Source organism: Shimia biformata (genome assembly GCF_016888515.1).
Taxonomy (GTDB): Bacteria; Pseudomonadota; Alphaproteobacteria; order Rhodobacterales; family Rhodobacteraceae; genus Shimia_A; species Shimia_A biformata.
In genome coordinates, this window is record NZ_JAFEJK010000002.1 from 97,168 (window position 1) to 123,233 (window position 26,066).

A 26,066-nucleotide genomic window follows, 5' to 3' on the forward strand; every position below is an offset into this window, starting at 1 on the left:
GAACGAGAGAGATATGAAACGACTTCAAGGAAAAACCGTCTTTGCCACCGCCGCCGCCCAGGGGATTGGCCGTGCCACGGTCGAGCGCATGGCGTCCGAGGGCGCCCGCGTCATTGCCACCGACATCAACATCGACCCGCTCGCCGATGCGCAGGGCCTTGAGGTCGTGCAGCTTGACGTGACCGACACCGACGCGGTGATCGCCGCCATTGCCGCTGCCGGTCCGGTGGACGTTCTGTTCAACTGCGCCGGAGTGGTTCATGCGGGCACCATCCTCGACGCCACGCGCGAACAGCTGGATTTCGCCTTTGCCCTCAATGTAGCCGCCATGTTCGACACGATCCGCGCCGTTCTACCGGGGATGCTGGAACGCGGGCAGGGGTCGATCATCAATGTCGCCTCGGTTGCATCGTCGGTGATCGGCGTGCCGAACCGCGTTGTCTATGGCGCAACAAAGGCTGCCGTGATCGGCCTGACCAAGGCCGTCGCGGCAGACCATGTCCGCCAGGGCATCCGGGTGAACGCGATCTGTCCCGGAACCGTCGACAGCCCCAGCCTGCACGAGCGTCTGCGCGCCACGGGCGACTATGAACAGGCGTGGCAGGACTTCAACGAAAGGCAGAAGATGGGGCGCGTTGGCAAGACGTCTGAAATCGCCGCGCTTGCCTGCTACCTCGCCTCGGACGAGGCCGCCTTTACCACGGGTCAAACACACAATATCGATGGTGGCTGGACCATCTGACAACCAACTGACGAGGACGACATGAAACTTCTGCGTTATGGCCCCCGCGGGGCTGAAAAACCCGGTGTTCTGGACGATCAGGGCCAGATCCGTGACCTCAGCGGCATTGTCGGCGACATTGCCGGGGACATTCTGGTCAATCTGGACCGCCTGACAGGTCTCGACTTCAATAACCTGCCCGTTGTCGACGGCGACCCGCGCCTTGGCGCCTGTGTCGGCGGCACCGGCAAGTTCATGTGCATCGGCCTGAACTATTCCGACCACGCGGCTGAGACCGGAATGGAGGTTCCGCCCGAGCCTGTGCTGTTCATGAAGGCCACCTCGGCGATCTGCGGCCCCAACGACCCGATCCTGATCCCGCGCGGGTCCGAGAAAACCGACTGGGAGGTCGAACTGGGCGTCGTCATCGGCAAGCCGGCAAAATATGTCTCGGAAGCGGACGCGCTCGACCACGTCGCGGGCTATTGCGTCATCAATGACGTCTCCGAACGCGCCTTCCAGACCGAGCGTGCGGGCCAGTGGACCAAGGGCAAATCTTGCGACAACTTCGGCCAGACTGGCCCGTGGCTTGTAACCAAGGACGAGATTGCCGACCCCCAGAACCTGTCGATGTGGCTGACGGTGAACGGCGAAACCGTTCAGGACGGCTCGACCCAGACGATGGTCTATGGCGTCGCCCATGTGGTCAGCTACCTCAGCCAGTTCATGACGCTGCATCCCGGCGACATCATCTCGACCGGCACCCCTCCGGGCGTCGGCATGGGCTTCAACCCACCGCGCTACCTGAAAGCTGGCGATGTCGTGGAACTGGGCATCGAGGGGCTGGGCCAGCAGAAACAGGTCTGCATCCAGGACTGACATTGCAGACATCAAGGGGCGGCTTCGGGCCGCCCTTTTTCATCCACAGGAGATCGCCATGACGGAAAGCTACTACGACGAACACGACGACACCCAGCTGTTCAACGTCGAGACATGGCTCTACGAGGATTTCGAGGTCGGACAGAAATGGCGCTCGATCCGCCGGACGATTTCCGAGGGCGAGGCGATGCTGTTCAACAGCCTTGTCATGGACAATCACCCCTATGTCGCCGACGATATCTTCACCAGCGAAGAAGGGGTCTTTGGCAAACGTCTTGTCGCGGGCGCAATGGTGTTCTCCTATGGCCTTGGCCTGATGGCCCATAACAACGTCAACACCTTCTCATATGGCTATGACAAGCTGCGCTTCATCAAGCCGGTTTTCATTGGCGACACCATCTACACCGTGCGCACCAACCTTGAGAAACGACCTAAATACAAGGACATGGGTTTGGTGAAGGTCAGCTACCAGGTCTACAAGAATAAGGGTGAACTGGCGCTCTACGCCGAGCATCTCCAGACCGTGAAATACCGCCACCCTGAAAACGTCACTCCCGAGACCTGACCGCCGCTTCCTCTTGCCCGAAATACCTCGGGGTGAGCATCGAAAACGAATTGTTTTCGATGTGAGGGGCAGCGCCCCTCTGGGCCCTTACCCAAGATAGCGCGCGGTATCGGCCCCCAGCGCCGGACCGCCCTCGGGGTTGCGCAATACCGCGCCATCCAGCCGGATCGGGCAACGCGTGGTTCGGATCTGGGTGCCATCCGGCGCGGCGATTTCCTGCACCGCATCCAGCGCTGCAAAGCCGTCCGTTGCCATCAACTCAGGCCAGTCCATCACCCGCGCACACCAGATGTCGGCCGGTTCCAGCCGGTCCAGCCAATGCTGCACTGTTTTCCCGGCCAGATGGTCGCGCAGGATCGCCTTGATCTCGTCCCGCTTCTCCAGGGCAATCTCCGGCGCGCAATAGCCTTCCAGTTCGGGGCAGTCCAGCAAGTCGCGCAAGGTGGCGATCGGCGTCATCGCCAGCGCCAGATAGCCATCGGCACAGGCATAGACGCCATAAGGCGCCGCGACGGTGGCATTGGCGTTCGAGACTGCGCTGCGCCGGGGCATGGTGCCGTCGCCATTCAGATAGGCGGTCAGCAACTCGAATTGCATGTCCAGAGACGAGGACATCAGGTCCACCTCGACCAGCCCGCCCTTGCCGGTCACGCCGCGCCGGATCAGCGCCGCCATGATGCCCTGCACAAGGTGGTTGCCACAGGCGATGTCCAGCACCGCGAACCCGGCGGGCACCGGTGCTTCGCCGTCATTCCCAGACAGCCACGGCATGCCCGTCATCGCCTGCACGAGAAGGTCCTGACCGGGTTTCTTCACCCATGGCCCCGTCGTGCCATAGCCCGTGACCGCCCCATAGACGAGGCGCGGATTGCGTGCGCTGACTGCGTCGTAGCTTAGCCCGATCCGCTCCATCACACCGGGGCGGAAGTTGTGGATCATGACATCCGCCGTATCGATCAGCGCCGCGACCTTCTCAAGGTCCGCGCTGTCCTTCAGGTCTGCCGCGACGCTTTTCTTGCCGCGGTTAATGGTGTGAAACAAAAGGCTGTCCGGCCCGACTTTCTGGTCCGCGATGACCAGCGACCGGCACAGATCCCCGCCGGCGGGCCGCTCGATTTTGATTACTTCGGCACCAAGATCGGCCAATCGCATCGCCGCCATCGGCCCAGCCAGGAATTGTGCGAAATCGAGGACTCTGAGCCCGTCCAAAGGTTTCATGTCATGCTCCGAATATTCATATGAAAAACTATAATTCATATACGGAGGCATTGAAAGTGCCATGTGACCTTGTTCGGGAGCCGGGTCAAAACGCAAAACGCCTGCGCAAACCATGGTCGCGCAGGCGTCTTTGAAAACTGGATCGAAAGGTGGGGTCAGGCGTCCCTTTTGGCCGCCGTGCAGAGAGTCACTTGCCCCATTTCAGCGCGATCAGGTCCATGTCAGAGGCCAGTTGCAGCAGACGCTCGCGGGTTCGGTCTGACATCGGTTTCAACGGGTGGCGCACATGGTCGCTGCCGATCACGCCGCCTTCCATCATCACTGTCTTGCAGGCGCGCAGACCGCATTGCCGGTTCTCGTGGTTGATCAGCGGCAGGCAGCGCGTCCAATGCGCCAGCGCCGCGTCCTTGTCACCCGCACGATAGGTTCGGATGATCTGCCCGATATGCTCGCATTGCAATCCCGACGTCATGGTGCCGGTGCAGCCCGCATCGAGATCGGCCAGCAGGGTCGCGGCCTCTTCGCCATCAAACGGGCCTTCGATGGCATCGCCGCCAGCCTCGATCAGAGCCGCCAGCTTGTCAGCGGCAAAGGGCATCTCCATCTTGAAATAGCGCACCTGTTCCAGTTCTTTCGCCATCCGCACCAACAGCGGCACCGACAGCTGACAGCCCGACAGGGGCGCGTCTTGTACCATGATCGGGATCGAAATCGCGTCCGACACGGCCTGGAAATGCTCGTAGATGCCCGCCTCGGCAGGCACCAGCCCGACGCCATGATAAGGCGGCATCATCATCACCATCGCGGCACCCATCGCCTGCGCCGATTTTGCGCGTTCCACGACAATGCCGGTTGAGAAATGGCTGACCGTGACAATGACCGGCACCCGCCCCGCGACATGTTCCAGCGAAAGCCGCATCAGAAGCGCGCGTTCGGCATCGGAAAGGACGAACTGTTCCGAGTAATTGGCAAGGATGCAGATCGCATCGACGCCCTGGTCGATCATGCAGTCAAGCACGCGGCGCATGCCATCCTCGTCGACACGGCCATCTGCGTGGAACGGGGTGGGGGCGACGGGCAGAATTCCTGTGAGTGGTGTTTGCATCGGTATTCCCGGTCAGATTCAGGTCAGGTTCTATTCAAAAAACGGGGCGACGACTTCGCGGCGGCCCAGAAGGAAGGCGTCCGCGACATGGCGCAGCGGTTCAAGGTCGACATCGCTTTCGCCGGTGGCCAGAAGCCGCGCCATGCGCGCGTAAAGCCGGGGGTATTCACCCGACAGCGTGTCCTTGGCGGCCTTCTGTTCGGTGCCGTTGACGATCATGCGCGCGCCGCCGTCTTCCAGCGTCAGCGTGCCGTGATCGGTCTCGGCCTCGATGCGCCAGGTCTGGTCGCCCTCCTGCCGCCAGTCAAAGACCGCGCTGACATCGGCGCCGTCGGGATGGGCAAACCGCAGGTGCGCGGCAATCGGACCCTGCTTGTTTTCGGGCGTTTCCAGCACCGCATCGGTCAGGTGCAGCGTCTCCGGCATCAACCGGGTGACAATCGACAGCGCGTTGATGCCGGGGTCGAACACACCCAGCCCGCCGGGTTCCCAGATCCAGTCCTGTCCGGGATGCCAGCGGCGCACGTCCTCTTTCCATGTGACGGTCAGCCGCTTCAACACCTTGCCCGTCAACCATTCCTTCGCCGGTTCGACCATCGTGGCCTCACGCGAATGCCAGGTGGCAAACAGGGTGACGCGGAAGTCATTGGCCATCGCTGCCAGCTTGCGACACTCGGCAAGACTGGCGCCCGGCGGCTTTTCCAGCATGACGTGGCGGCCCGCCCGGATTGCGGCCTCCGCATAATCAAAGCGCGGCACCGGCGGCAGGCACAGCGACACGACGCGAATGTCCGGGCGCTGTTCCAGGAACTTGGTGAAATCCGAAAAGCTTTCGACCCCGTCCACTGATCCCTGCCGCGAGACGGTTGCGGTCAAATCCCAATCGGGTGATGCCGCGATTGCGGGGACATGCTGGTCCAGGGCGATCTTACCGACGCCGACAAGAGCGATGTTCATCAATGCGAGTCCTTTCCGACAGGGCTGCCCCGGCAGCCTTTGAGAAAGTCGAGATCGGCCCCGGTATCGGCGCCTTCGACATGGGCCTGATGCATCCAGGCATAGCCGCTGGTGGCCTGCTCATGGCTGGGTTGCCAGGACGACAGGCGGTCGGCGAGTTCCGCATCGGAAATGTCCAGATGCAGCCGCCGCGCGGCAACATCGACCTCGATCATGTCACCATTGCGGACCACTGCCAGCGGGCCACCCGCCGCCGCCTCGGGCGAGGTGTGCAGGATCACGGTGCCATAGGCCGTGCCGGACATGCGCGCATCGGAAATGCGGATCATGTCGGTGATGCCTTTCTTCAGCACCTTGGGCGGCAGGCCCATGTTGCCGACCTCGGCCATGCCGGGATAGCCCTTGGGCCCGCAGTTCTTCAGCACCAGAACGCAGGTTTCGTCAACGTCCAGCGCGTCGTCATTGATCTTGGCCTTGTAGTCGTCGATGTCCTCGAACACCACGGCGCGGCCACGATGTTTCAGCAGGTGTTCTGACGCCGCCGACGGTTTCAGCACAGCGCCCTTGGGCGCAAGGTTGCCGCGCAGAACGGCAATACCGCCCTGCGGGGTCAGCGCCCTCTCCACGGGTCGGATCACGTCGGTGTTGTGGTTCACCGCACCCTTGACCTCGTCCCAGATCGCTCCGCCGGAAACGGTCAGCGCGTCCTTGTGCAAAAGCCCGGCTTCGCCAAGGTGCCGCAGCACGACGGGCAGGCCCCCGGCATAGAAGAACTCTTCCATCAGATAGTCGCCCGACGGCATCAGGTTGACGATGGTGGCAATGTCGCGCCCGCAGCGGTCCCAGTCGTCCAGCGTGAAATCCACCCCGACCCGGCCCGCAATCGCCAGCAGATGCACCACCGCGTTGGTCGAGCCGCCAATCGCGCCATTGGTGCGCACGGCGTTTTCGAACGCCTGTTTGGTCAGGATGTCGGACGGTTTCAGGTCATCCTTGACCATCTGAACGATCCGACGGCCTGACAGTTGCGCCATAGCCCGGCGGCGGCTGTCCACGGCGGGGATCGCCGCGTTGCCCGACAGGGCCATGCCAAGCGCCTCGGCCATCGACGCCATGCTGGACGCCGTGCCCATGGTGTTGCACGACCCCGATGACCGCGACATGGACTGTTCCGCCTCAAGGAACTCGTCCTGCGTCATCTCCCCGGCTTTCACCGCTTCCGAGAACTTCCACAGATGCGTGCCCGAGCCGACCCGCTCGCCCTGGAAATACCCGTTCAGCATCGGACCGCCCGAGACCACGATCGACGGCAGGTCGGTCGAAGCGGCGGCCATCAACAGCGACGGCGTGGTCTTGTCACAGCCCACCAGCAACACCGCGCCGTCAATCGGCTGACCGCGCATCTGTTCCTCGATGGCAAGCGCGGCCAGGTTGCGGAACATCATCGCCGTCGGGCGGAAGGTGTTTTCACTGGCTGAGAACGCCGGCACCTCGACCGGAAACCCTCCGGCCTCCCAGATGCCGGCCTTCACCTTCTCGGCCAGTTCCCGCAGGTGACCGTTGCAGGGCGTCAGGTCGGACCATGTGTTCAGGATGCCGATCACGGGGCGGCCGTCGAACAGGTCGTCCGGGTAGCCCTGGTTCTTCATCCAGCCACGGTGATAGATCGTGTCCCGCGAGGTGCCGCCATACCATTCCTGGCTGCGCAGACGCCGTGGCCATGTTGCCGGTTTGAACGTCATTGCGTCAGGCCTGCTTGGATTTGTTGTAGACGTCGAAGATGACTGCGGCCAGAAGCACCAGGCCTTTGATCATCTGCTGATAGTCGATGCCGATACCAAGGATCGACATGCCGTTGTTCAGAACCCCCATCAGGAAGGCCCCGACCACCGCGCCGACGATCTTGCCGACACCGCCCGACATCGACGCCCCGCCGATGAACACCGCCGCAATCACGTCCAGCTCCAGCGCGAAGCCCGCTTTCGGCGTGGCCGAGTTCAGGCGGGCGGCAAAGACCATGCCCGCGATGGCCGCAAGGACGCCCATGTTGACGAAGGCCAGGAAGGTCAGCCGCTCGGTTTTGACACCCGACAGTTTTGCTGCCTTCTCGTTACCCCCCAGCGCATAGATACGGCGGCCGGTGACGGTGCGTTCGGTGAAGAAGGCGTAAAGGATCGTCAGGATGCCCATGGTGATCAGGACGTTCGGCAAACCCCGGAAGGTCGACAGCTTGAACAGGATGAAGACCAAGGCAAAGGCGATGATCCCGACCCGCGCCCAGAAGAATCCGTTGGGTTCGACCTCCATGCCATAGGCCCGGTTCTGCGCCCGTTTCTTCAATTCGAGCGACAGGATCAGCGCGGCGGCAATCAGCCCGGCCCCCAGCGCAAGAACGTTGACCCGGCGCTGGCCCAAAAGCTCGGCAATGCCTTCGCCAAAGGCGGCGGGGAAAATGTCCGGAACGAAACCGTTTGCGATCATCTGAAACTCGCGCGGGAACGGACCCAGTGACTGGCCTTCCAGAAGCCACAGGGATGCCCCCCGGAACACCAGCATGCCCGCCAGTGTCACGATGAACGAGGGGATCTTCCAATAGGCGATCCAATAGCCCTGCGCCGCCCCGATCAGGCCGCCGGCAAGGATACAGGTGGCGATGGTCACGCCTGTCGACTGGTCAAACTCGACGATCATCACCGCCGCAAGGGCTCCGACGAACCCCATGACCGAACCGACCGACAGGTCGATGTGCCCGGCAACGATCACGATCAGCATCCCCAGCGCCATGATCACGATATAACTGTTCTGCAACAACAGGTTGGTGACGTTGACCGGCTTCAACAGCGTGCCATTCGTCACGATCTGGAAAAAGGCCATGATCGCGATCAGCGCGAACAGAAGCCCGTATTCCCTGAGGTGCCGCGCCAGATAAGCGCCGATGCCCTGTCCCTTTTCGGGTGTTTGCGTGTCTTGCGCGATGTCCATCGTCGCCTCCCCTTAATCCGTCACGATGAGCGACATGATGGCTTCCTGGCTGGCATCCTTTGCCGTCAGTTCGCCCACGAATGCGCCCTCGTTCATCACGTAAATTCTATCGCACATGCCCAGAAGCTCGGGCATCTCGGACGAGATCATCAAGACGCCCTTCCCCTGGGCGCTGAGGTCATTGATGATCCCATAGATCTCGAACTTGGCGCCTACGTCGATGCCGCGCGTCGGTTCGTCGAGGATCAGCACCTCGGGACCGGCAAACAGCCATTTCGACAGGACAACCTTCTGCTGGTTCCCGCCCGACAGGTTCACAACCCGCTGGAACACACCCGGCGTTCGGATGTTCAGTGCTTTGCGGTATTTGTCGGCGACCTGCGTTTCCGCAGCCTCCTGCAGCACCTGCCCGCGCGACACTTCTTCCAGGTTCGACAGGGTGATGTTGCGCTGGATCGTTTCATCCAGGATCAACCCCAGCGCCTTGCGGTCCTCGGTCACATAGGCCAGCCCCGCATCAATGGCGCGACTCACCGTCGAGACATCCACGGGCTGCCCGCGCATCTCGACTGTGCCGGAGATCTTCTGGCCATAGGCGCGCCCGAACAGGCTCATCGCCAGTTCGGTGCGGCCTGCGCCCATCAACCCGGCGATGCCCACAACTTCGCCCGCGCGGACGCTGAGATTGACGTTCTCGATCACCTGGCGGTCTGCGTGCAGCGGGTGAAACACGTTCCAGTCGCGCACCGTCAACAGCTCGTCCCCCGAGCGGCGTTCCCGTGCCGGATAGCGCTGGGCCATGTCGCGGCCCACCATGTCGCGCACGATTCGGTCTTCGGAAACCTTCTCGGCGCGGGCATCCATCGACGAAACCGATGTGCCGTCGCGGATCACCGTGATCTTGTCGGCGACGCGACGCACCTCATTCAGCTTGTGACTGATGATGATCTGGGTGACACCCTGCGCCTTGAGTTCCAGCATCAGGTCCAGCAACGCCTGGCTGTCGGCCTCGGACAGGGCCGCGGTCGGCTCGTCCAGGATCAAAAGGCGCACTTCCTTCGACAGCGCCTTGGCGATCTCGACCAATTGCTGTTTGCCCACGCCCAGCTTGTCGATCAGCGTGCCGGGGGCTTCGCTCAGACCGACCTTCTTCAGCAACTCGACGGTGCGGCGGTCGGTTTCACGCCAGTTAATGACGCCACCCTTGGCGCGTTCATTGCCCAGAAAGATATTCTCGGCAATCGACAGAAGCGGCACCAGCGCCAGTTCCTGGTGAATGATGATGATGCCTTTCGCCTCGCTGTCGGCGATATTGGCAAACTGGGCAAGCTCTCCGTCATAGTGGATCTCGCCGTCATAGCTGCCTGCGGGATAGACCCCGGACAGGACTTTCATCAGGGTGGATTTGCCTGCGCCGTTCTCACCGACCAGCGCGAGGATCTCGCCGCTGTCCACCGTAAGATCGACCTGGTCCAGCGCTTTCACACCCGGAAATTCTTTGGTGATGCCACGCATCTCTAGAAGCGCCGACATGCGCAGTCCTCCCTCACCCCATGGTCTCCCTAGGCGCATCCGCAAGAAGCGGACGCGCCCCGGGGAGTGTCGTTCAGCCGATTACTTCAGCTGGTCCATCGTATAGTAACCCGACCCGATGATGATCTCTTCCCAGTTCGACATATCGACCGAGACCGGCTCAAGCAGGTAGGAGGGGATGACCTTGACGCCATTGTCATAGGTGGTGGTGTCGTTGATCTCGGGCTCGCCGCCTTTCAGAAGCGCCTCGACCATGCCGACGGTCACACGCGCCAGTTCGCGGGTGTCCTTGAACACGGTCGAATACTGTTCGCCTGCCAGCATCGACTTGATCGAGCGGACCTCGGCGTCCTGACCGGTGACGATCGGCATTGCCAGGTCGCCCGAGCCATAGCCGACGCCCTTCAGCGACGAGATGATGCCGATGGACAGTCCGTCATAAGGGGCCAGAACGCCATGCACCTGCGCATCAGTGTAATGCGCCGACAAAAGGTTATCCATGCGCGCCTGCGCCACCGCGCCGTCCCAGCGCAGGGTGCCGACGGTGTCCATGCCCATCTGACCCGAAACGATGTTGATCGTACCCGCGTCGATCAGCGGCTGCAGCACCGACATCGCGCCGTTGTAGAAGAAATAGGCGTTGTTGTCGTCCGGCGAGCCGCCGAACAGTTCGACATTATAGGGGCCGTCGCCAAAGCGTTCTTTCAGACCGCTGACCAGCGACGATGCCTGCTGAACGCCAACCTTGAAGTTGTCGAAAGTGGCGTAATAGTCGACATATTCGCTGTCACGGATCAGGCGGTCATAGGCAATCGTCTTGATCCCGGCGAAATGCGCGTTTTCCAGCGCGTTCGACAGGGTGGTGCCGTCAATGGCGGCGATCACCAGCACGTCGACGCCGTTGGTGATCATGTTCTCGATCTGCGCCAGCTGGTTGGGGATGTCGTCCTCTGCATATTGCAGGATGGTCTCATAACCCGCGGCCTCGAATTGCTCGACCATCGAGTTGCCGTCGGAAATCCAGCGCGACGAGGATTGGGTCGGCATCGCGATGCCAACGGTTTCTGCCATGGCCGCGAAACCGGTCACGGCCATCGCGGTCGAAGCTAGCAAGAGTTTCAGTTTCATTTGGTTCTTCCTCCCATCAAAACGTCGTGCTGCCTGACCCGAGTGGTCTGTGACCTGGGCGGCGGCCGACATGAAAACTGGTTTAGGCTGGAATCACATTACGGTAAAATTTCCATGTCGCCATTGTGCATATCAAAAATGTTATGTAATTCTGCCCCATGGACCTTGTGCATCGGATCAAACCCAAACATCTCGAACTTTTGCTGAGGATTGCCGAAACCGGGCAGTTGCAGGTAGCGGCGCGTGACGCCGCGATGTCTCAGCCCGCCGCGTCCCGCATCTTGGCTAACCTTGAAAACACTCTGGATGCCAAGCTGTTCGAACGCCACCCGCTGGGTATGGAACTGACCCCTGCAGGTCATGTGTTTGTGCGCCACGCCCGCGTTGTCCTGTCCGAGTTGCGCACCCTCGGGGACGAGTTGCAAAGCCTCAAGACCGGAGCGCTTGGCAACGTGCGTATCGGCGCGGTGACCGGGCCTGCCGTCGGGATGCTGATGCCGGCGCTGCAGTCCATTCTGCAGCGCTATCCCGATCTTAATGTGTCGGTTGATGTTGCCCCCTCAAGCGAATTGATGCGCAGGCTGGACGAGACGCGGTATGATTTCGTCATCGGGCGCGCACCAAAGGGACAGGAACCCCACGACTATCGCCTGCATCCCGGACGCATCGAAAAGGTCAAGCTGCTGGTCCACGAAACCCACCCGTTGGCCGGGGCGACGGGGACGCCGCTTGAGGTGCTTCATGACTATTCCTGGGTCATGCAGGACGTCGGAAATCCGATCCGCGAGGCCGTCGAAGGCGCGTTTATTTCCAAGGGTCTGGATGTTCCGCCGCGGGTGCTGAACTCGTCTTCGCTGCTGGTCGGGCTGGCGCAGGTGGCGAATGGCGATACCATTGCGCCCCATTCCGAAGAGGTAGTGAACCTGTTGCTGTCCGAACCCATCGGCGCAAAACTGGCGACGATCCCGATCCGCGAGCCGATCATCGTTGCCCCCTATTTCGTGATTCAGAACCGCTGGCGGAAACTGCCCCGCGCCGTCGAAATGGTGCTAGAGGAAGTGCTGACCCGAATGTGACCGCCTCAGTTCTGTTCGATGGCGTTTTCCCATTCCGCTAGGAAGGCGCGGCGCTTCAACTGATCGAGAAACACCAAAAGCCCCGGTCCGATGCGGATACGGTTCAGCGCGGTGCCAAGCTGGGTCAGATTGATGTCGGTGTGGGTCAGCGGACGCGCCTGCGGACCATGGGCCATTTGCAGCAGATGGTCGACAAACGCCGCCGCAAGGTCCGGGGCGGGGGCATTTTCCGGAATCATCGCCGTGCGCAGCATGACAGTGGTGAAATCCGTCGGCAGCACGATTGCGAATTCGTCCCGGTCGCTGCGATTGGCGGCATAACTGCCCAGGACATTATAGGCGATCAGCAATTCCCCGGATTTCACCGCGTCGATCATCTCAGACGAACAGCAATAGAGACGGGCTCCAAGCCTGCCCATGACTTCGGTTAGCCGCCAATAGGTCTCGGACGCGCGCGTGTCCTGCGTCGCGAACAGGTAGCCCAGACCGGATTGACGGATGTCATAGGTGCCGACCTTGCCGCGAAACCGGTCGGGATGCTGACGCAGAAGGTTAATCAGGTCATGGCGGCTTTGGGGAACGGGCAGGGCGCCAAGCGCGGTCTTCGACAGGATGATCGTCGCGGGCTCCTGGGTGAAGGCAAACAGCATGTCATTCCAGACCGCCCAATCGGGTAGCATTTCGGTCACATCCGACTGGTGCCGCATCGCGCGACCGTCATTGGCCAGCTTGGTCTGCAGGTCCATCGCGCTTGAAATCACCACGTCGAATTGATTGGCCGCATTCGTGACCGCGCCCGACAACTCGGTTGAACTGGCCACGGTATAATCCACCGTGACCTCTGGGTTGGCGGAAAGGAACGCCGCGATCATCGGTTCGAAAAACGTGATATCCGCAGTCGAGATGATGCGGATTTCGCGCGCCGCACCGGGATCGCCGAACCGGGCGTGGTCCTCGATCTCGAAGGCGTGCAGCGTGCCCGCGATCCAAGTTGCACAGACCGCAAAAGCGATGGTCAGGACTGGGGAAATTGCAGGGTGACGCATGCGCCTCCTCCTGGGTTGTTGGACAGGGTCATCTGGCCGCCATGCGCCTCGACCACCTCGCGGACGATGGTCAGGCCAAGACCCGAGCCGACCACGCCTTCCGCGTTTTCGCCGCGTTGGAAGCGTTCGGTGATGCGGGCCATTTCGGTTGCCGGAAATCCCGGCCCTGTGTCGCGGATGTCAATCCGCGCACCCCGCGCCGTGGCGCTGACATCGACGGTGACGCGTGCGCCGTTTGGCGTGTATTTCACCGCGTTGTCGAAGACGTTTTGCAGAGCGTTCTGCAACAGTATCGCGTCGCCCTGAACCGTCACGCTGTCCATCCGCCCGGCAGCGATGTCGATCTCTTTCATGTCTGAGAGCGGGTGAAGGCGTTTGATGCTGTCACGGGTCAGCTGCGCAAGGTCGATCTTCTCACGCAGCAGCGTGTCCAGCCGGAACGTGACCATCGCGTGATCCAGAAGCTGTCCCGCCGTGCGCGAACTGTCGTCAATCGCGTGGATCATCTCGCGCAGGGCCGCCCGCGTCGCATCGTCGCCGCTGCGCCGCAGGGCAACCTCGGCCTTGGTGCGCACGATGGCCAGCGGCGTGCGCACCCGATGCGCGGCCTCGGCGATGAAATCCTCGGACCGGCTGAGCGATGTCCGAAGCCGCGCCATCAGCGAATTGAGCGAACTGACAAGCGGCGCCATCTCAGAGGGCACCGGCGCCGCGACCGGGCGCAGGTCGGTTGGCCCGCGCCGCGACACGCTGGCGGTCAGCCGGTGCAGGGGCTGTGTGGCACTGCGCGAGATCACGGCCGACAACAGCACCGAGACCAGAAAAAACCCCGCCCCGATCCCAAGTGACGTGCGGTTGAACCGCGCCAGTGTCCGCTTCTTCCCGGCCAGGGTCTGTGCCACCGAAACAGTCAGCCATTTTTGCCCAAGGTCGGTCGAGACTGACCGCCGCACCGTGGCAATCCGCACCTCTTCGCCCAGAAAAGTCGTCGACCGGAAGGCAGGCGCGGTCGGGCGGCTGCCCTCGGCGGCTGGCAGGTCGGCATAGCCGCTGAGGAATTCCTCGCCCAGCCGGATGGCATAGAACACCCGCTCATCCGTCACGCTGTCCAGCATCGACAGGGCCGCATAAGGCAGGTCGACATGCACCAACCCCCCTGCGGACCGGGCACTGTCGAGGATCGACAGGGCCGAGGCCGTCAGAACATTGTCCTGACTTTCCTCCGCCACCTGACGCGCCACCGACTGCATCACCAGATAGACGATCACCGTCAGCACCGCCGCCCCTGCCAGAAGCGACAACAGCAACCGCCGCCGGATCGAGCCCTTGATGAAGGGGCCACTCATGCCAACTCCAGCTTGTAACCCAGGCCGCGCACGGTGGTGATCTTGACAGACGACCCCTGCAGATGCCGTCGCAACCGCCCGACATAGACCTCGATGGCGTTTTCCGACACCTCCTCGTCATAGGAAAACAGCCGGTCCACCAGCGCGGATTTCGAGAATATCTGACCCGGCGCGGCCGAAAAAACCTCGAACAGGCGCAGTTCGCGGGTGCGCAGCTGGATGTCTTTCCCGGCCACTTTCAGCGTGCCCGAAAGCGAATCAAAACTGGCATCCCCCAACGCGATAAGGTTCCGCGCCGCGCCCCCGCGCCGCCTCAGAACTGCGCGGCAGCGCGCTTCCAGCTCGGAAAAATCGATCGGTTTTATCATGTAATCATCCGCGCCAAGGTCGAGGATTCCGACCCGGTCCGAAACTTCCGACCGCGCCGTCAACACGATGACAGGCGTCCTCGACTGGCGCTCTCGGTGGCGGGCAAGAAAGCTGCGCCCATCACCATCGGGCAACATAATATCCAGTAATATCAAGTCGTAATCCGTCGTGGCCGCAAAATCCCATGCGGTTTCCAGATCGCCCGCGTGGTCAACCACATGCCCGTCCAACTTCAGCCGGTCCACCACCGCCTCGGCCAGCTGTCGATTGTCCTCGATCAACAGGAACCGCATGTCTTTTCCTCCCACGCTGCTGGCCCGTGTCAGCTTTGTGTCAGCTTTCACAGTCAGCTTCCCCTGACATGAGCGGCGAAGGCCGCGCTTGTCAAATGGGAGGAACCAACAGATGACATTCAACATGGGCCGCCGCGCCCTTCTTGCCGCAGCCGCGGCTTTCGCCATCTCCGGGCCGGTTTCGGCTGAACCGATGGTCGACAGCATCCACTTCCTGATCCCCGGCGGGGCAGGCGGCGGCTGGGACGGCACCGCGCGCGGCACAGGCGAGGCACTGACGGCCTCGGGGCTGGTCGGCACCGCGTCTTATGAAAACATGTCGGGCGGCGGTGGCGGCAAGGCCATCGGCTATTTGATCGAGAACGCAGACAGCCAGCACGGCACGCTGATGGTGAACTCGACCCCGATCGTGATCCGCTCGCTGACCGGCGTCTTCCCGCAAAGCTTCCGAGACCTGACCCTGGTGGCCGGGACCATCGGCGACTATGCCGCGCTGGTCGTGTCCAAGGACAGTCCGATCAACTCGATGGCCGACCTTTTGGCGGCCTATGACGCCGACCCCGCCAACACCGCAATCGGTGGCGGTTCGGTTCCCGGCGGCATGGACCACCTCGTTGCTGCGATGGTGATGGAAGCCGCCGGCAAGGACGCGCTGGGCGTCAAATACATCCCCTATGACGCGGGCGGCAAAGCCATGGCCGCGCTTCTGTCGGGCGAGATCAAGGCGCTCTCGACCGGTTTCTCCGAAGCGGTCGCGCTGGCCGACGCGGGTGAGGTGAAAATCCTTGGCGTCACTTCGGACGAGCGTGTCGCGGCCTATGCCGACGCGCCGACCATGAAGGAACAGGGCATCGACACAACCTTCGTCAACTGGCGCGGGTTCTTCGCGGCCCCGGGTCTGCCCGAGGACAAGCTGGCGATGTATCAGGACGCGATTGCCAAGATGTACGAGACCCCGGAATGGGAAGCTGTGCGCGCCCGCAACGGCTGGGTCAATATCCACAATTCCGGCGATGACTTCCGCGCCTTCCTCGAAGCGCAGGAAAAGGCCATCGGAGATCTGATGAAGAAGCTCGGCTTCCTCTGATCACCTGACAGGTGCGAGGGGCGCTGCCCCTCGCGCTCCCCGAGGTATTTTCGGCAAGAGGAAGGGGGAACGCACCGCGTCCCCCCGACAGGAAGTCACCTTCCCCTTGCACGGTCATCGGCTCCTCAGCCTGTACCGTGCCGCCAGGTTAGCGTGGAGAGGTTAACAACCGCTTTCCTCCTGCCGAAAATACCTTGGGGTGAATTGGCCGCAGGCCAAGAGGGGCAACGCCCCTTTCCCGACAAAAGGAGAAAACCGATGGCACTGGATCGCTGGATCGCGATGGTCATCCTCGCCGCTGCGCTGGCCTATGGTTATGCCGCTTTCTTCACCATGGATCATCTGCTGCCGCCCTTCATGCAGCGTAACCCGATCTGGCCCAGCACCTTCCCCAAGATCCTGTCGGTGCTGGCGATCCTGACATCGCTGGTGATCGTGCTGGGGCTGGAAAAGCCCGAGACCACGGACAAGGTCCCGGATATCGATTACCGCCGTCTGGGTGAATACAACCTGGTTCACGCCATACTTCTGCTGGTGCTGATGGTTGCCTACGCGCTGCTCTTGCGTCCCGCCGGGTTTCTCTGCGCCACTTTAGGTTTCCTGACCTTGGGCGCGGTGATCCTTGGTGAGCGCAAGTTTCACATCCTTCTGCCAGTCGCGGCGCTGGCCAGTTTCGTCGTCTGGTACCTGGTCGACGCCGTCCTGGGTATCTTCCTGCGGCCCTGGCCGTTCTTTCTGTAAGGAGGCCACGAGATGATCGAGGGACTCATGATCGGCCTCGGGGCCGCGTTTTCCATCCAGAACCTTCTCATGGTTGTTGCCGGCTGTCTGATCGGCACCTTCATCGGTATGCTGCCGGGGCTTGGGCCGATGTCGATCATCGCTATCATGATCCCGGTGGCGATCACCATCGGCGACCCTTCGGCGGCGCTGATCCTGCTGGCGGGGGTCTATTACGGCGCGATCTTCGGCGGCTCGACCTCGTCGATCCTGCTCAATGCGCCGGGGGTCGCGGGCACGGTTGCAACCAGTTTCGACGGCTACCCGATGGCGCGGCGCGGGCAGGGGGGCAAGGCGCTGACCATTGCCGCCATCGCGTCCTTCTGCGGTGGCACTATCGGCGCAGTCCTGTTGATGGTCTTTGCGCCGATGCTGTCCACCGTCGCGCTTCTGTTCCACTCGGCGGAATATTTCGCGCTGATGGTGGTCGGTCTTTCCGCCATCGCCGCTTTTGCCGGCACCGGTAATGTCGCCAAGGCCGTTCTGATGACGCTTCTCGGTCTGATCATGGCCACGGTGGGCGAGGGCGCCCTGTTCAACATGCCGCGCTTCACCATGGGGTTGATGGACCTGCAATCGGGTTTCAGCTTCATCACGCTGGCGATGGCGATGTTTGCCCTGCCCGAGGCGCTGTTCCTTGTTCTGAACCCCGCGCGCTCGGCCCAGTCGGGCGACAGCGGCAAGATCGAGAACCTGCGCATCACCCGCGAAGAAGGCCGCAAGATTGCTCCGGTCATCGGGCGTCAGTCGATCCAGGGTTTCTTCATCGGTGTCTTGCCGGGGGCCGGGGCGACCATCGCGTCCTTCCTTGGCTACGCGGTCGAGCGCAACATCGCCACGAAAGAGGAACAGGAAGAGTTCGGCAAGGGCTCGATCAAGGGGCTGGCCGCGCCCGAGACCGCCAACAACGCCGCCTGCACCGGGTCTTTCGTGCCGCTTCTGACGCTGGGCATTCCCGGCTCAGGCACGACGGCGATCCTGTTGGGCGCGCTTCTGGCGCTGAACGTGACGCCGGGGCCGCGCTTGATGGTGGACGAGCCCCAGATCTTCTGGGCCGTGATCATCTCGATGTATATCGGCAACCTTGTCCTCTTGGTGCTGAACCTGCCGCTGATCCCCTATATCGCCAAGGTGCTGGCGATCCCGCGCAACTACCTGATCCCGTTCATCCTGTTCTTCACTTTGATGGGCAGCTACATCGGCCAGAACAATGCGACCGAGTTGCTGATCCTTGTCGGCATGGGGGTTGCCGCGACGGTGCTGCGCTTTGCCGACTATCCGCTGGCGCCCTTGTTGATCGGCTTCATTCTGGGCCGGATGCTGGAAGACAACTTTGCCCGGTCGATGCAGCTTTATGATGGTGTGGGTTTCATCCTCGACAGACCGATGACGCTGGGACTTCTGGTCATTGCGGTCTTGCTGGTGATCGTGCCCAGCTATCGCGCGCGCCGTGCGCGGGCACGGGCCAGGGGGGTGGCGGATGGCGACTGAACCGCTGGCTGGCATCCGCGTTCTTGACCTGACCAATGTGCTGGCCGGACCCTATTGCTGTTATCACTTGGCACTGATGGGGGCCGAGGTCATCAAGGTCGAGCGTCCCGGTTCCGGCGACCTCGCCCGCGTCCTTGGGGCCGATCCCCAGCGAAACGCGCAAGGCATGGGCATCAGTTTCCTTGCTCAGAACGCGGGCAAGAAATCGGTCACGCTGGACATGAAAGCGCCGCGCGGCAAGGCGTTGTTGAAGCAGCTGGTCAGAACCGCCGACGTGCTGGTCGAAAACTTCCGCCCCGGCGTGATGGACCGGCTTGGGCTGGGGCCGGACGTGCTGAGGGCCGAAAACCCCCGCCTGATCTATTGTGCCATCAGCGGGTTTGGCCAGACCGGGCCGCGCAGAGGCGACCCCGCCTATGACCAGATCGTGCAGGGCATCAGCGGGGTGATGTCGATCACCGGCGCGCCCGACACGGCCCCCTATCGTGTCGGCTATCCGCTGGCGGACACGGTGGGCGGTCTGACAGCCGCCTTTGCCATCGCCGCGGCCCTGAACGCCAATCCGCGCGGCGCAGTTCTTGATATCTCGATGACAGAGGCGGTGATCTCGACCATGGGCTGGGTGGTGTCGAACCACCTGATCGGTGGTCTGCCCCCGGCGCCGCATGGGAACGAGAACACGACCTCGGCCCCTTCGGGGACGTTTCAGGCCGCCGACGGACCGATCAACATCGCCGCCAACCGGGACGAACAATGGCAGGCGCTGGCATCCCATCTGGGGCGCGACGACCTGTTGGCGGACCCCGACTATGCCACCCGCGAGGACCGCAAGCGCAATCGTCACGCCCTGCGCGCGGCCCTGGAGGACACTCTGAAAACCCGGCCCGCCGCCGACTGGGTCCGCGAGCTGAACGCGTTGGGCGTGCCCTCGGGCCCGGTTCTTGGCGTGGCCGAGGCGCTGGCAGATCCGCAGCTTGCCGGGCGCGGTCTGATCGGTTCGGTGGACATGGACGGGCAAGAGGTCAGGCTGTCGGGCAGCCCCGTCGTCATGGACGGCACCCGCCCGATGCCGAATACACCGCCGCCGGAACTGGGCACGGACAATGATGACGTCTGGGCCGGGATTGGCCTTGAACCGGATGAAATCGAACAGCTGAAAAACGAGGGCATCCTATGAGCGACGTTTCCGACTGGTGGTCCACCGCGATCATCGACATGGAGCCCGGGCGCATCGCATTGCGTGGCCACCCCATCGAGGATCTGATCGGCAACCTGAGTTTTGCACAGATGATCTGGCTCATGCTGCGCGGTGATACGCCCGACCCGGTACAGGCGGCGCTGTTCGAGGCGGCGCTGGTTTCGGCTGTGGACCACGGCCCGCAGGCGCCTTCAATCGCGGCGGCGCGGATGGCGGTGACCTGTGGTCTGCCGCTGAACAATGCGATGGCAAGTGCCGTCAACATGCTGGGCGATGTGCATGGCGGGGCCGGGGAACAGGCGGTCGAGCTTTATCACCACGTTGCCGCCCAACAGGGTGACATTGACGCCGCTCTGGACACGTGGATCGCCACGCGCGGCAAGATCATCCCCGGTTTCGGCCATCGCTTTCACACCCCGACCGACCCGCGCGCGCCCCGCCTGATGGCCTTGGTGACCGAGGCGGTGGATGCCGGAGTTTGCGCGGGGCAGTTCATGAAGATCGCCACCGGGATAGAGACCGCGCTTCACGCCCGCAAATCCCGCCCCATCCCAATGAATATCGACGGGGCGACGGCGGTGATCTATGCCGAACTGGGCTTTGCGCCACCCTTGGCGCGCGGGCTGTTCTGCCTGTCGCGCTCGGTCGGCATCCTTGCCCATGCCTGGGAGCAGACCGAACAGGGCGGCCGCAACAAGGGGCCGACCCCGCCCAAGTATCGCTGGACCTACACCGGCCCTCAGGGGCGATAGTTTTCCAGCGTATCGCGGTTGATCTCGATCCCCAGACCCGGCCCGTCGGGCACCGCAACCAAGCCGCTTTCATGCGTCAGCGGGCTGGTCAGCACTGTCTGGCGGAACGGCATCTCGGTCTGGTCAAACTCCAGCATCGGCTGCAGCGGTTCGGGGCGTGGCGGGTTCGGGGGCAGGGCCGACAGGAACTGAAGCGAGGCCGCAAGCTGCACGCCCGTCCCCCAGACATGCGGCACAAGCCGGACGCCATGCAACACACACATGTCCGAAATCCGCTTGGCCTCGGTAAACCCGCCAGTGCCGCAGATATCCGGTTGCAGGATGTCGATGCAGCGTTTCTCGACCGGACCCTTCATGCCCCATGACCCATGCCACGTCTCGCCGCCCGCCACCGGGATCGGCTGGCCGCGGCGCACGTCGACATATCCGTCCAGAAGTTCCGGCAGGACCGGTTCCTCGAACCATCCGATGCCGTATTGCGCCGCCTCGCGCCCCAGCGCGATCGCTTCGGCGACGGTGAACCCGTGGTTGGCGTCGATCATCAGTTTCATGTCCGGCCCGATCGCGTCGCGGCAGCGCTTGATCACCTCAAGGTCCTCATCTACGTCGAAGCCAATCTTGATCTTCGCCGCGCCAAAGCCTTCCGCCTTGTAGCGCGCCAGTTCTGCCGGCAGGTCGGTGACCCGGTCCAGCCCGTCCTTGCGGAAGCCGCCGGTGGCATAGGCCTCGATGCTCTCGCGGAACCGCCCGCCCATCAGGGTCGAAACCGGCACCCCCCATGCCTTGCCCTTGATGTCCCACAGCGCGATGTCGATGCCGGAAAGCGCGGTGATCGTCAGCCCGCGCTGCCCCTGGTCGCGGAAGGCGTGATAGGTCTCAAGCCAGCGTTTTTCCGTCTCCAGCGGGTTCTGCCCGATCAGGTGGCCCGCCATGCCCTCGACAATCGCGGCGTTCAGCCGGGCCGGACCCAGACACTCGCCCCAGCCTGTGATCCCGACATCGGTTTCCACCTCGACAAGGACATGGGTGCGGGTGCTGAACCCCGAGGACGCGCTTTCGAAATAGGTGTCCAGCTTATGTTCCAGAAGATGGGTGCGGATGGCGGTGATTTTCATTGAGAGGTGCCTTTGACTTGATAAAGAACGGCAAGCCCGACGACGATCAGCATCGACAGGCTCATGCAGATATTGATGATGCGCTGGCTGCGTTGGGGCAGGTCCAGCCGGTGCAGCGTGATGCCCATCGCCAGCCACAGGAAATGGATCGGCAGCCAGATCGCGTTCAGGATCACGAATTTAAGCACCGTTTCCATGGCCAGCGACGTGCCCTCGAAGGCAAAACCGGAAAACAGCGTGGTGTTCACCGCATAGGCCTTGGGGTTCAACAGGTTCAGGATCATCCCGTCCCGGAACCCCGGCTCTCGCTTGGCTTCGATAAAGGCGATGCGGCTGCCCGCCAGCGCGATCTTCAGCGCGAGGTAGATCAGGTAACAGGTCGAGGCCGCAAACAGGATGGCGCGGATGCGCGGATCGGCCAGAACCACGGCGGCAAGACCCGAGACGACAGCAAGACAGACGATATTGGTGCCGACGAACAACCCCAGCACGTAACGTGTTCCGGGCCGCGCGCCATAGCCCGCCCCAACACCGGCGGCGGACAACACACCCGGCCCCGGCGTGATGATCAGGAAGAACACGGCGGCGGCGAAAATCAGCATTCCGCCAACTCCTGCGCGGTCAGGGCAAGGTCGCAGACGGTGAACACCCGCTCCTGCGGCATGGCGGTTTCCGTGCGGTGGCGTATGTCATGGGCGAGGGCGGCGAAGAACGGCAACCCGGCCTCCGATGCCTGTTCCATCCGGCAAACCTCGCCGTTCACGAGGATCACGTGATCGGTGCCGGGCACTCCGCCCGGATCGACATATTTGCGCAGCTCCAGCGTGCCCTTGGTGCCGGTCACAAAAAGCCGCCCGTCGCCCCAGTTCGGCAGCGCGTCGGGCGTGTACCAGTCCAGCCGCACAAACCCGCGCGCCTTTCCTGCCTGCAGGACAATCTCGCCGAAATCCTGAAACCCGTTCTGTCGATGGCAGGCCGCGTGCGCCAGGATCACCTCGGCGCTGTCTTCTCCGGTAACGGCAAGAAACTGGTCGATCTGGTGGCTGCCGATATCGGCCAGAATGCCGCCGTTCCGCGTCCGATCCCAGAACCAGTCGGGTCGGGTCGCAGCGTTCAGACGGTGCGGCCCAAGGCCAACCGTGCCGATCACCTCTCCAATCTCGCCCGCTGCGATCAGCTCTAACGCGCGGGTCATCGCCGGAACCTCGAACCGCTCCGAGAAATCGACCGCCCAGATGCGCCCGGTCTCGGCCACCGTCGTTCGCAAGGTGGCAAGGTCGTCGCGGGTCAGAACACCGGGCTTGTCCGACAATACGTCCTTACCCGCCCGCATCGCCCGGACCGATATCGCGGCGCGATCCGACGGCACGGCGGCGGTCAGGATCAGGTCGATGTCGGGTGCGTCGATCAGGTCCTCCGCCGCGGCCACGCGCGGCGCGTCGGGGAAGCGTTCGACAAACCCGTCCAGCGTGCCGGGTTCCCCTTCCGTGAACCAGCCCGCCAGCACACATCCGGCGTCCAGCATATGCTGCGTCATGGTATAGATATGGCGGTGGTCGATCCCGACGATGCCGATACGAATGGGGTCAGTCATCGCTTACCCTTTCCCGTTGGCCGCTGGCCGCAGACCGGGTGATGGCGTCGATCAGCGCGTGAACCCCAAGCGCCGAGCGCGCGGTGATGGCGGGCGCACGATCCTGCCGGACGGCCTCCGCGAAATCGGCAATCACGTCGCGGTGCCAGTCATGCGAAAACGCCATCGGATCGGCACCGCCGCCGCTGCCTGCGGCCTGACCTATCTCTTCCGGCTCGGCGCCGTGGCGGTGCAGCACCAACCGGTTTGCCGCCAGCACCGCGCTGCCCTTGGTGCCGTTCAGGAGGATCTCTTCCGCGCCGCCGGGGTAATGCGTGACCGAGGCCACCATCGACCCCACCGCGCCCGAGCGGAACCGCAGCGCAGCTGCGGCAAAATCCTCGGCTTCAAGCTGGTGCAGCGCGGTGGTCGCGGTCATCGCCTGTACCGTCTCGACAGGACCGCAAAGCTGCAACATCAGGTCCAGTGTGTGAATGGCTTGGGTGATCAGCACACCGCCACCGTCACGGGCATAGGTGCCGCGCCCCGGCACGTCGTAATAGCTCTGGTCGCGCCACCACGGGATGCGCAATTCGACCGAGGCGATGTCCCCGATCTGGCCGCTCGCGATCCGCGCCATCAGGTCCTGCGCAGCGGGTCGCATTCGGTGCTGCAACAGCGCACCAAAACCCACGCCCCGCGCGTCGCAAATCTCTACCAGTTCCACCGCTTCCGCATATGTCCGGGCCAGCGGCTTTTCGGTCAGGATCGGGATGCCCGCCCCGGCAAGGCGCGTCACATAGTCCCGCCGCGCATCCGGCGGGGTGGCGAGGATGACGAAATCAGGTTGCGCCGCGATCACCGCGTCAACCGAGGTCAGGACCGCCGGCCCCCCGTGGCGGTCGGCAAAAGCTTTGGCCGTCTCGACCCGCCGCGCCATGACCCCGGCAAGTCGCACCGCGCCATCGGTGTCGGCAATCGCGGCGGCGTGCATGTCGGCAACCATGCCCAGTCCGATCAGGACGGCATTTGAACGGGCTTTAGTCATGGCAAAATCTTCGGCGGCACGGGGCGTTTTTCACGCCACCAGATTATCAGGCCCGAAATCACGATGATCCCGGCACCGGTAAAGGTCATCGCGTCGGCCACATTGCCGAAGAACAGCCAGCCCGCGACGCTCATGAAAATCAGATAGCTGTAGGATAGCGGCATCAGGAACGACACCTCGGCATAACGATGGGCGCGGGCAAAGCATTCGTGCCCGATCCACGCCGTCAGCCCGATCCCCAGAAACAGCACCCAGTCGGCCACGCCGCCGATGGGTTGCCATGTCCAGACCGCGAAGGGCAGCAGAACCACCGTCCCCGACAGCCCAGCCGTCGCCTGCATCACCCCGGTCGACACCTCGCCCGACAACATCCGCGTGATGATCGAGAACATTGCCAGCGCAAAGGCATTGTAAAGCGACAGCAGCGCGGCCCAGTGGAACTCCTCCCCGAAAGGCCGGACGACGAACATCACCCCGACAAAGCCGATCGCAATCGCCGACCAGCGCCACGGGCCGATCCTCTCTCCCAGCATCGGTACAGCCAGGAAGCAGACGATGAAGGGCGATGAGAACATGATCGCCGAGGTCACCGTCAGCGTCAGATAGCGCAGCGCGATGAAGTTCGAGATGGTCGAGGTCACCAGAAGCGCCGCCCGCAGCGCCAATAGCTGGGCCTGCCGCCGTGTCACACTGCCAAAAAACCGGGACGGGTGACCGCTGGTCGCCAGCGACAGCGCAAATTGCACGCCATAGCGCGCAAAGGCCAGCTGGAACGCCCCGACCCCTGCCGTGACCTGCCATTTGACCGAAGTATCGGTGGCGGCAAACAGCAGGTAGGCGCCCAGCATCAGAAGCATGCCAAGCCCGACCCGGTCCTGTTTGCCCGCCACGTTCATGTCCTAGCCACCGAACTTGGCGCTGTAGAAATCGACCATTTCCGGCACCAGCGCATCGCCCTTGCCCTCGGCAATAGCGGTTTGCAGGGCTTTGTCGGCACAGGCGGACATGATGCTTTCGACGCCCAGCCCCTTGGCCATTTCACGGTAATAGCCGACATCCTTGCCCGCGTTCTGGATCGAGAAAGCAAGGTTCTGCGCATTGCCGTCGATGGCATAGGCGGTAACGAAATCCATCATGCCCGATTTCAGCGGACCCGCGCTCATCACGTCATAAAGCGCCTGACGCGGCACACCGGCCTTGTCCGCCATGGCAAAGGCCTCGGACATGGCGTTGGCGGTGGTCATGGCAAAGAAGTTGTTGATCAGCTTGATCGTGTGCCCCGTACCAAGCGGCCCAAGGTGAAAGACGTTCTCGCCAAGGTCATCCAGCACCGGCTTGACCTTGTCAAAGGTCGCCTTGTCGCCCGACCCCATGATGTTCAACAGCCCCTCGCGGCCATGGGTTGGCGTGCGACCCAGCGGCGCGTCAAGCATCTGCCCCCCGGCGGCGGCGACCTTGTCACCCAGCATCTTGGTCGAGCCGGGCAAAGAGGTGCCGAAGTCGATCACGACGGCGCCGGGTTTCAGGCCCGCGATCACTCCTTCGTCACCCAGCATCCGGCTTTCGACGTGGTCAGAGGTGCCCATGCACAGCATCACGATATCGCTTGCGGCTGCGACCTCGGCGGCATTTGCGGCTTCGGTTGCGCCGCGCGCCAGTGCCGCCTCGACTCCGGTGCGGTCGCGGTTGCCAAGGACGGTCAGCTCGTATCTCTTGTCCTGAAGCCGCGCGACCATGGCGGCCCCCATCAGACCAAGGCCGATGAAGCCAATTTTCGGTTGTGTCATGTCATCCTCTCTTTCGA

The 26,066-nt window shown here is 62.9% G+C and carries 25 protein-coding genes; 9 read left to right on the top strand and 16 right to left on the bottom strand.

Features of this window, described 5'->3' with window-relative positions; translation table 11 throughout:
• Positions 1 to 13 precede the first annotated feature (13 nt).
• The 3 genes from JQ863_RS15680 to JQ863_RS15690 are packed head-to-tail and all read left to right on the top strand — an operon-like array spanning position 14 to position 2,165.
• The gene (locus JQ863_RS15680) at positions 14 to 742 is read left to right on the top strand and encodes an SDR family oxidoreductase (RefSeq protein WP_204115273.1); all 729 of its coding nucleotides are present in this window, start codon (positions 14 to 16) and stop codon (positions 740 to 742) included.
• 21 nt (positions 743 to 763) lie between these two features.
• Positions 764 to 1,600 carry a fumarylacetoacetate hydrolase family protein gene (locus tag JQ863_RS15685; protein ID WP_204115274.1) on the top strand — a complete coding sequence of 279 codons (837 nt, stop codon included), beginning with the start codon at positions 764 to 766 and terminating at the stop codon, positions 1,598 to 1,600.
• A gap of 58 nt (positions 1,601 to 1,658) precedes the next feature.
• On the top strand, positions 1,659 to 2,165 hold the full coding sequence (locus tag JQ863_RS15690) for a MaoC family dehydratase (protein ID WP_204115275.1): 507 nt from the start codon (positions 1,659 to 1,661) through the stop codon (positions 2,163 to 2,165).
• A gap of 87 nt (positions 2,166 to 2,252) precedes the next feature.
• Here the strand turns inward: JQ863_RS15690 and JQ863_RS15695 are convergent, their stop codons facing one another.
• The 7 genes from JQ863_RS15695 to chvE form a co-directional block, all read right to left on the bottom strand.
• The gene (locus JQ863_RS15695; RefSeq protein WP_204115276.1) at positions 2,253 to 3,383 is read right to left on the bottom strand and encodes a CaiB/BaiF CoA transferase family protein; all 1,131 of its coding nucleotides are present in this window, start codon (positions 3,381 to 3,383) and stop codon (positions 2,253 to 2,255) included.
• 187 nt (positions 3,384 to 3,570) lie between these two features.
• The gene (locus JQ863_RS15700; protein WP_204115277.1) at positions 3,571 to 4,488 is read right to left on the bottom strand and encodes a dihydrodipicolinate synthase family protein; all 918 of its coding nucleotides are present in this window, start codon (positions 4,486 to 4,488) and stop codon (positions 3,571 to 3,573) included.
• A gap of 30 nt (positions 4,489 to 4,518) precedes the next feature.
• Positions 4,519 to 5,445, bottom strand: a complete 927-nt coding sequence (locus JQ863_RS15705; protein ID WP_204115278.1) for a Gfo/Idh/MocA family protein — start codon at positions 5,443 to 5,445, stop codon at positions 4,519 to 4,521.
• A complete protein-coding gene (araD, locus tag JQ863_RS15710; RefSeq protein WP_204115279.1) occupies positions 5,445 to 7,187 on the bottom strand; it encodes an L-arabinonate dehydratase in 1,743 nt (580 codons plus the stop codon). The genes JQ863_RS15705 and araD overlap by 1 nt, the downstream gene beginning before the upstream one ends.
• Positions 7,188 to 7,191: 4 nt before the next feature.
• Entirely contained in the window at positions 7,192 to 8,427 is a 1,236-nt protein-coding gene (gene mmsB / locus JQ863_RS15715; protein ID WP_204115280.1) for a multiple monosaccharide ABC transporter permease, read from the bottom strand.
• 12 nt (positions 8,428 to 8,439) lie between these two features.
• The gene (gene mmsA / locus JQ863_RS15720; RefSeq protein WP_204115281.1) at positions 8,440 to 9,960 is read right to left on the bottom strand and encodes a multiple monosaccharide ABC transporter ATP-binding protein; all 1,521 of its coding nucleotides are present in this window, start codon (positions 9,958 to 9,960) and stop codon (positions 8,440 to 8,442) included.
• Between the two features lie 81 nt (positions 9,961 to 10,041).
• Entirely contained in the window at positions 10,042 to 11,088 is a 1,047-nt protein-coding gene (gene chvE / locus JQ863_RS15725) for a multiple monosaccharide ABC transporter substrate-binding protein (RefSeq protein ID WP_204115282.1), read from the bottom strand.
• A 158-nt stretch (positions 11,089 to 11,246) separates the two neighbouring features.
• On the opposite strand from chvE, the gene JQ863_RS15730 reads away from it, so the two are divergent.
• Positions 11,247 to 12,164, top strand: a complete 918-nt coding sequence (locus tag JQ863_RS15730) for a LysR family transcriptional regulator (RefSeq protein ID WP_204115283.1) — start codon at positions 11,247 to 11,249, stop codon at positions 12,162 to 12,164.
• Positions 12,165 to 12,169: 5 nt separating this feature from the next.
• Here the strand turns inward: JQ863_RS15730 and JQ863_RS15735 are convergent, their stop codons facing one another.
• The 3 genes from JQ863_RS15735 to JQ863_RS15745 are packed head-to-tail and all read right to left on the bottom strand — an operon-like array spanning position 12,170 to position 15,218.
• The gene (locus tag JQ863_RS15735) at positions 12,170 to 13,210 is read right to left on the bottom strand and encodes an ABC transporter substrate-binding protein (protein WP_204115284.1); all 1,041 of its coding nucleotides are present in this window, start codon (positions 13,208 to 13,210) and stop codon (positions 12,170 to 12,172) included.
• The gene (locus JQ863_RS15740; RefSeq protein WP_204115285.1) at positions 13,180 to 14,556 is read right to left on the bottom strand and encodes a sensor histidine kinase; all 1,377 of its coding nucleotides are present in this window, start codon (positions 14,554 to 14,556) and stop codon (positions 13,180 to 13,182) included. Before JQ863_RS15740 ends, JQ863_RS15735 begins: the two co-directional genes overlap by 31 nt.
• Positions 14,553 to 15,218: a response regulator transcription factor gene (locus JQ863_RS15745; protein WP_204115286.1), complete on the bottom strand. Its 666-nt coding sequence runs from the start codon at positions 15,216 to 15,218 to the stop codon at positions 14,553 to 14,555. The genes JQ863_RS15740 and JQ863_RS15745 overlap by 4 nt, the downstream gene beginning before the upstream one ends.
• A 112-nt stretch (positions 15,219 to 15,330) precedes the next feature.
• On the opposite strand from JQ863_RS15745, the gene JQ863_RS15750 reads away from it, so the two are divergent.
• The 5 genes from JQ863_RS15750 to JQ863_RS15770 all read left to right on the top strand — a co-directional run bounded on the left by JQ863_RS15750 (position 15,331) and on the right by JQ863_RS15770 (position 20,526).
• Positions 15,331 to 16,305 (top strand): tripartite tricarboxylate transporter substrate binding protein, encoded by a 975-nt coding sequence (locus tag JQ863_RS15750; RefSeq protein WP_204115287.1) that lies wholly within the window; start codon positions 15,331 to 15,333, stop codon positions 16,303 to 16,305.
• Positions 16,306 to 16,563: 258 nt separating this feature from the next.
• Positions 16,564 to 17,046: a tripartite tricarboxylate transporter TctB family protein gene (locus tag JQ863_RS15755; protein WP_204115288.1), complete on the top strand. Its 483-nt coding sequence runs from the start codon at positions 16,564 to 16,566 to the stop codon at positions 17,044 to 17,046.
• Between the two features lie 12 nt (positions 17,047 to 17,058).
• Positions 17,059 to 18,576 carry a tripartite tricarboxylate transporter permease gene (locus tag JQ863_RS15760; RefSeq protein WP_204115289.1) on the top strand — a complete coding sequence of 506 codons (1,518 nt, stop codon included), beginning with the start codon at positions 17,059 to 17,061 and terminating at the stop codon, positions 18,574 to 18,576.
• Entirely contained in the window at positions 18,566 to 19,753 is a 1,188-nt protein-coding gene (locus tag JQ863_RS15765) for a CaiB/BaiF CoA transferase family protein (protein ID WP_204115290.1), read from the top strand. Before JQ863_RS15760 ends, JQ863_RS15765 begins: the two co-directional genes overlap by 11 nt.
• A complete protein-coding gene (locus JQ863_RS15770; RefSeq protein ID WP_204115291.1) occupies positions 19,750 to 20,526 on the top strand; it encodes a citryl-CoA lyase in 777 nt (258 codons plus the stop codon). Before JQ863_RS15765 ends, JQ863_RS15770 begins: the two co-directional genes overlap by 4 nt.
• Here the strand turns inward: JQ863_RS15770 and JQ863_RS15775 are convergent.
• From JQ863_RS15775 to JQ863_RS15800, 6 genes are read right to left on the bottom strand one after another with little or no spacing between them, the layout of a single operon-like run.
• Positions 20,514 to 21,641, bottom strand: a complete 1,128-nt coding sequence (locus JQ863_RS15775; protein ID WP_204115292.1) for a mandelate racemase/muconate lactonizing enzyme family protein — start codon at positions 21,639 to 21,641, stop codon at positions 20,514 to 20,516. The two genes, JQ863_RS15770 and JQ863_RS15775, sit on opposite strands and share 13 nt — an antisense overlap.
• Entirely contained in the window at positions 21,638 to 22,243 is a 606-nt protein-coding gene (locus JQ863_RS15780; protein ID WP_204115293.1) for a LysE family translocator, read from the bottom strand. The genes JQ863_RS15775 and JQ863_RS15780 overlap by 4 nt, the downstream gene beginning before the upstream one ends.
• Entirely contained in the window at positions 22,237 to 23,235 is a 999-nt protein-coding gene (locus JQ863_RS15785) for a Gfo/Idh/MocA family protein (protein WP_204115294.1), read from the bottom strand. Before JQ863_RS15785 ends, JQ863_RS15780 begins: the two co-directional genes overlap by 7 nt.
• Entirely contained in the window at positions 23,228 to 24,262 is a 1,035-nt protein-coding gene (locus JQ863_RS15790; RefSeq protein WP_204115295.1) for a Gfo/Idh/MocA family protein, read from the bottom strand. Before JQ863_RS15790 ends, JQ863_RS15785 begins: the two co-directional genes overlap by 8 nt.
• The gene (locus tag JQ863_RS15795; protein ID WP_338055532.1) at positions 24,259 to 25,152 is read right to left on the bottom strand and encodes a DMT family transporter; all 894 of its coding nucleotides are present in this window, start codon (positions 25,150 to 25,152) and stop codon (positions 24,259 to 24,261) included. Before JQ863_RS15795 ends, JQ863_RS15790 begins: the two co-directional genes overlap by 4 nt.
• A 9-nt stretch (positions 25,153 to 25,161) precedes the next feature.
• Positions 25,162 to 26,049, bottom strand: coding sequence for an NAD(P)-dependent oxidoreductase (locus JQ863_RS15800; RefSeq protein WP_204115297.1), 888 nt, complete (start codon positions 26,047 to 26,049; stop codon positions 25,162 to 25,164).
• Positions 26,050 to 26,066 lie beyond the last annotated feature (17 nt).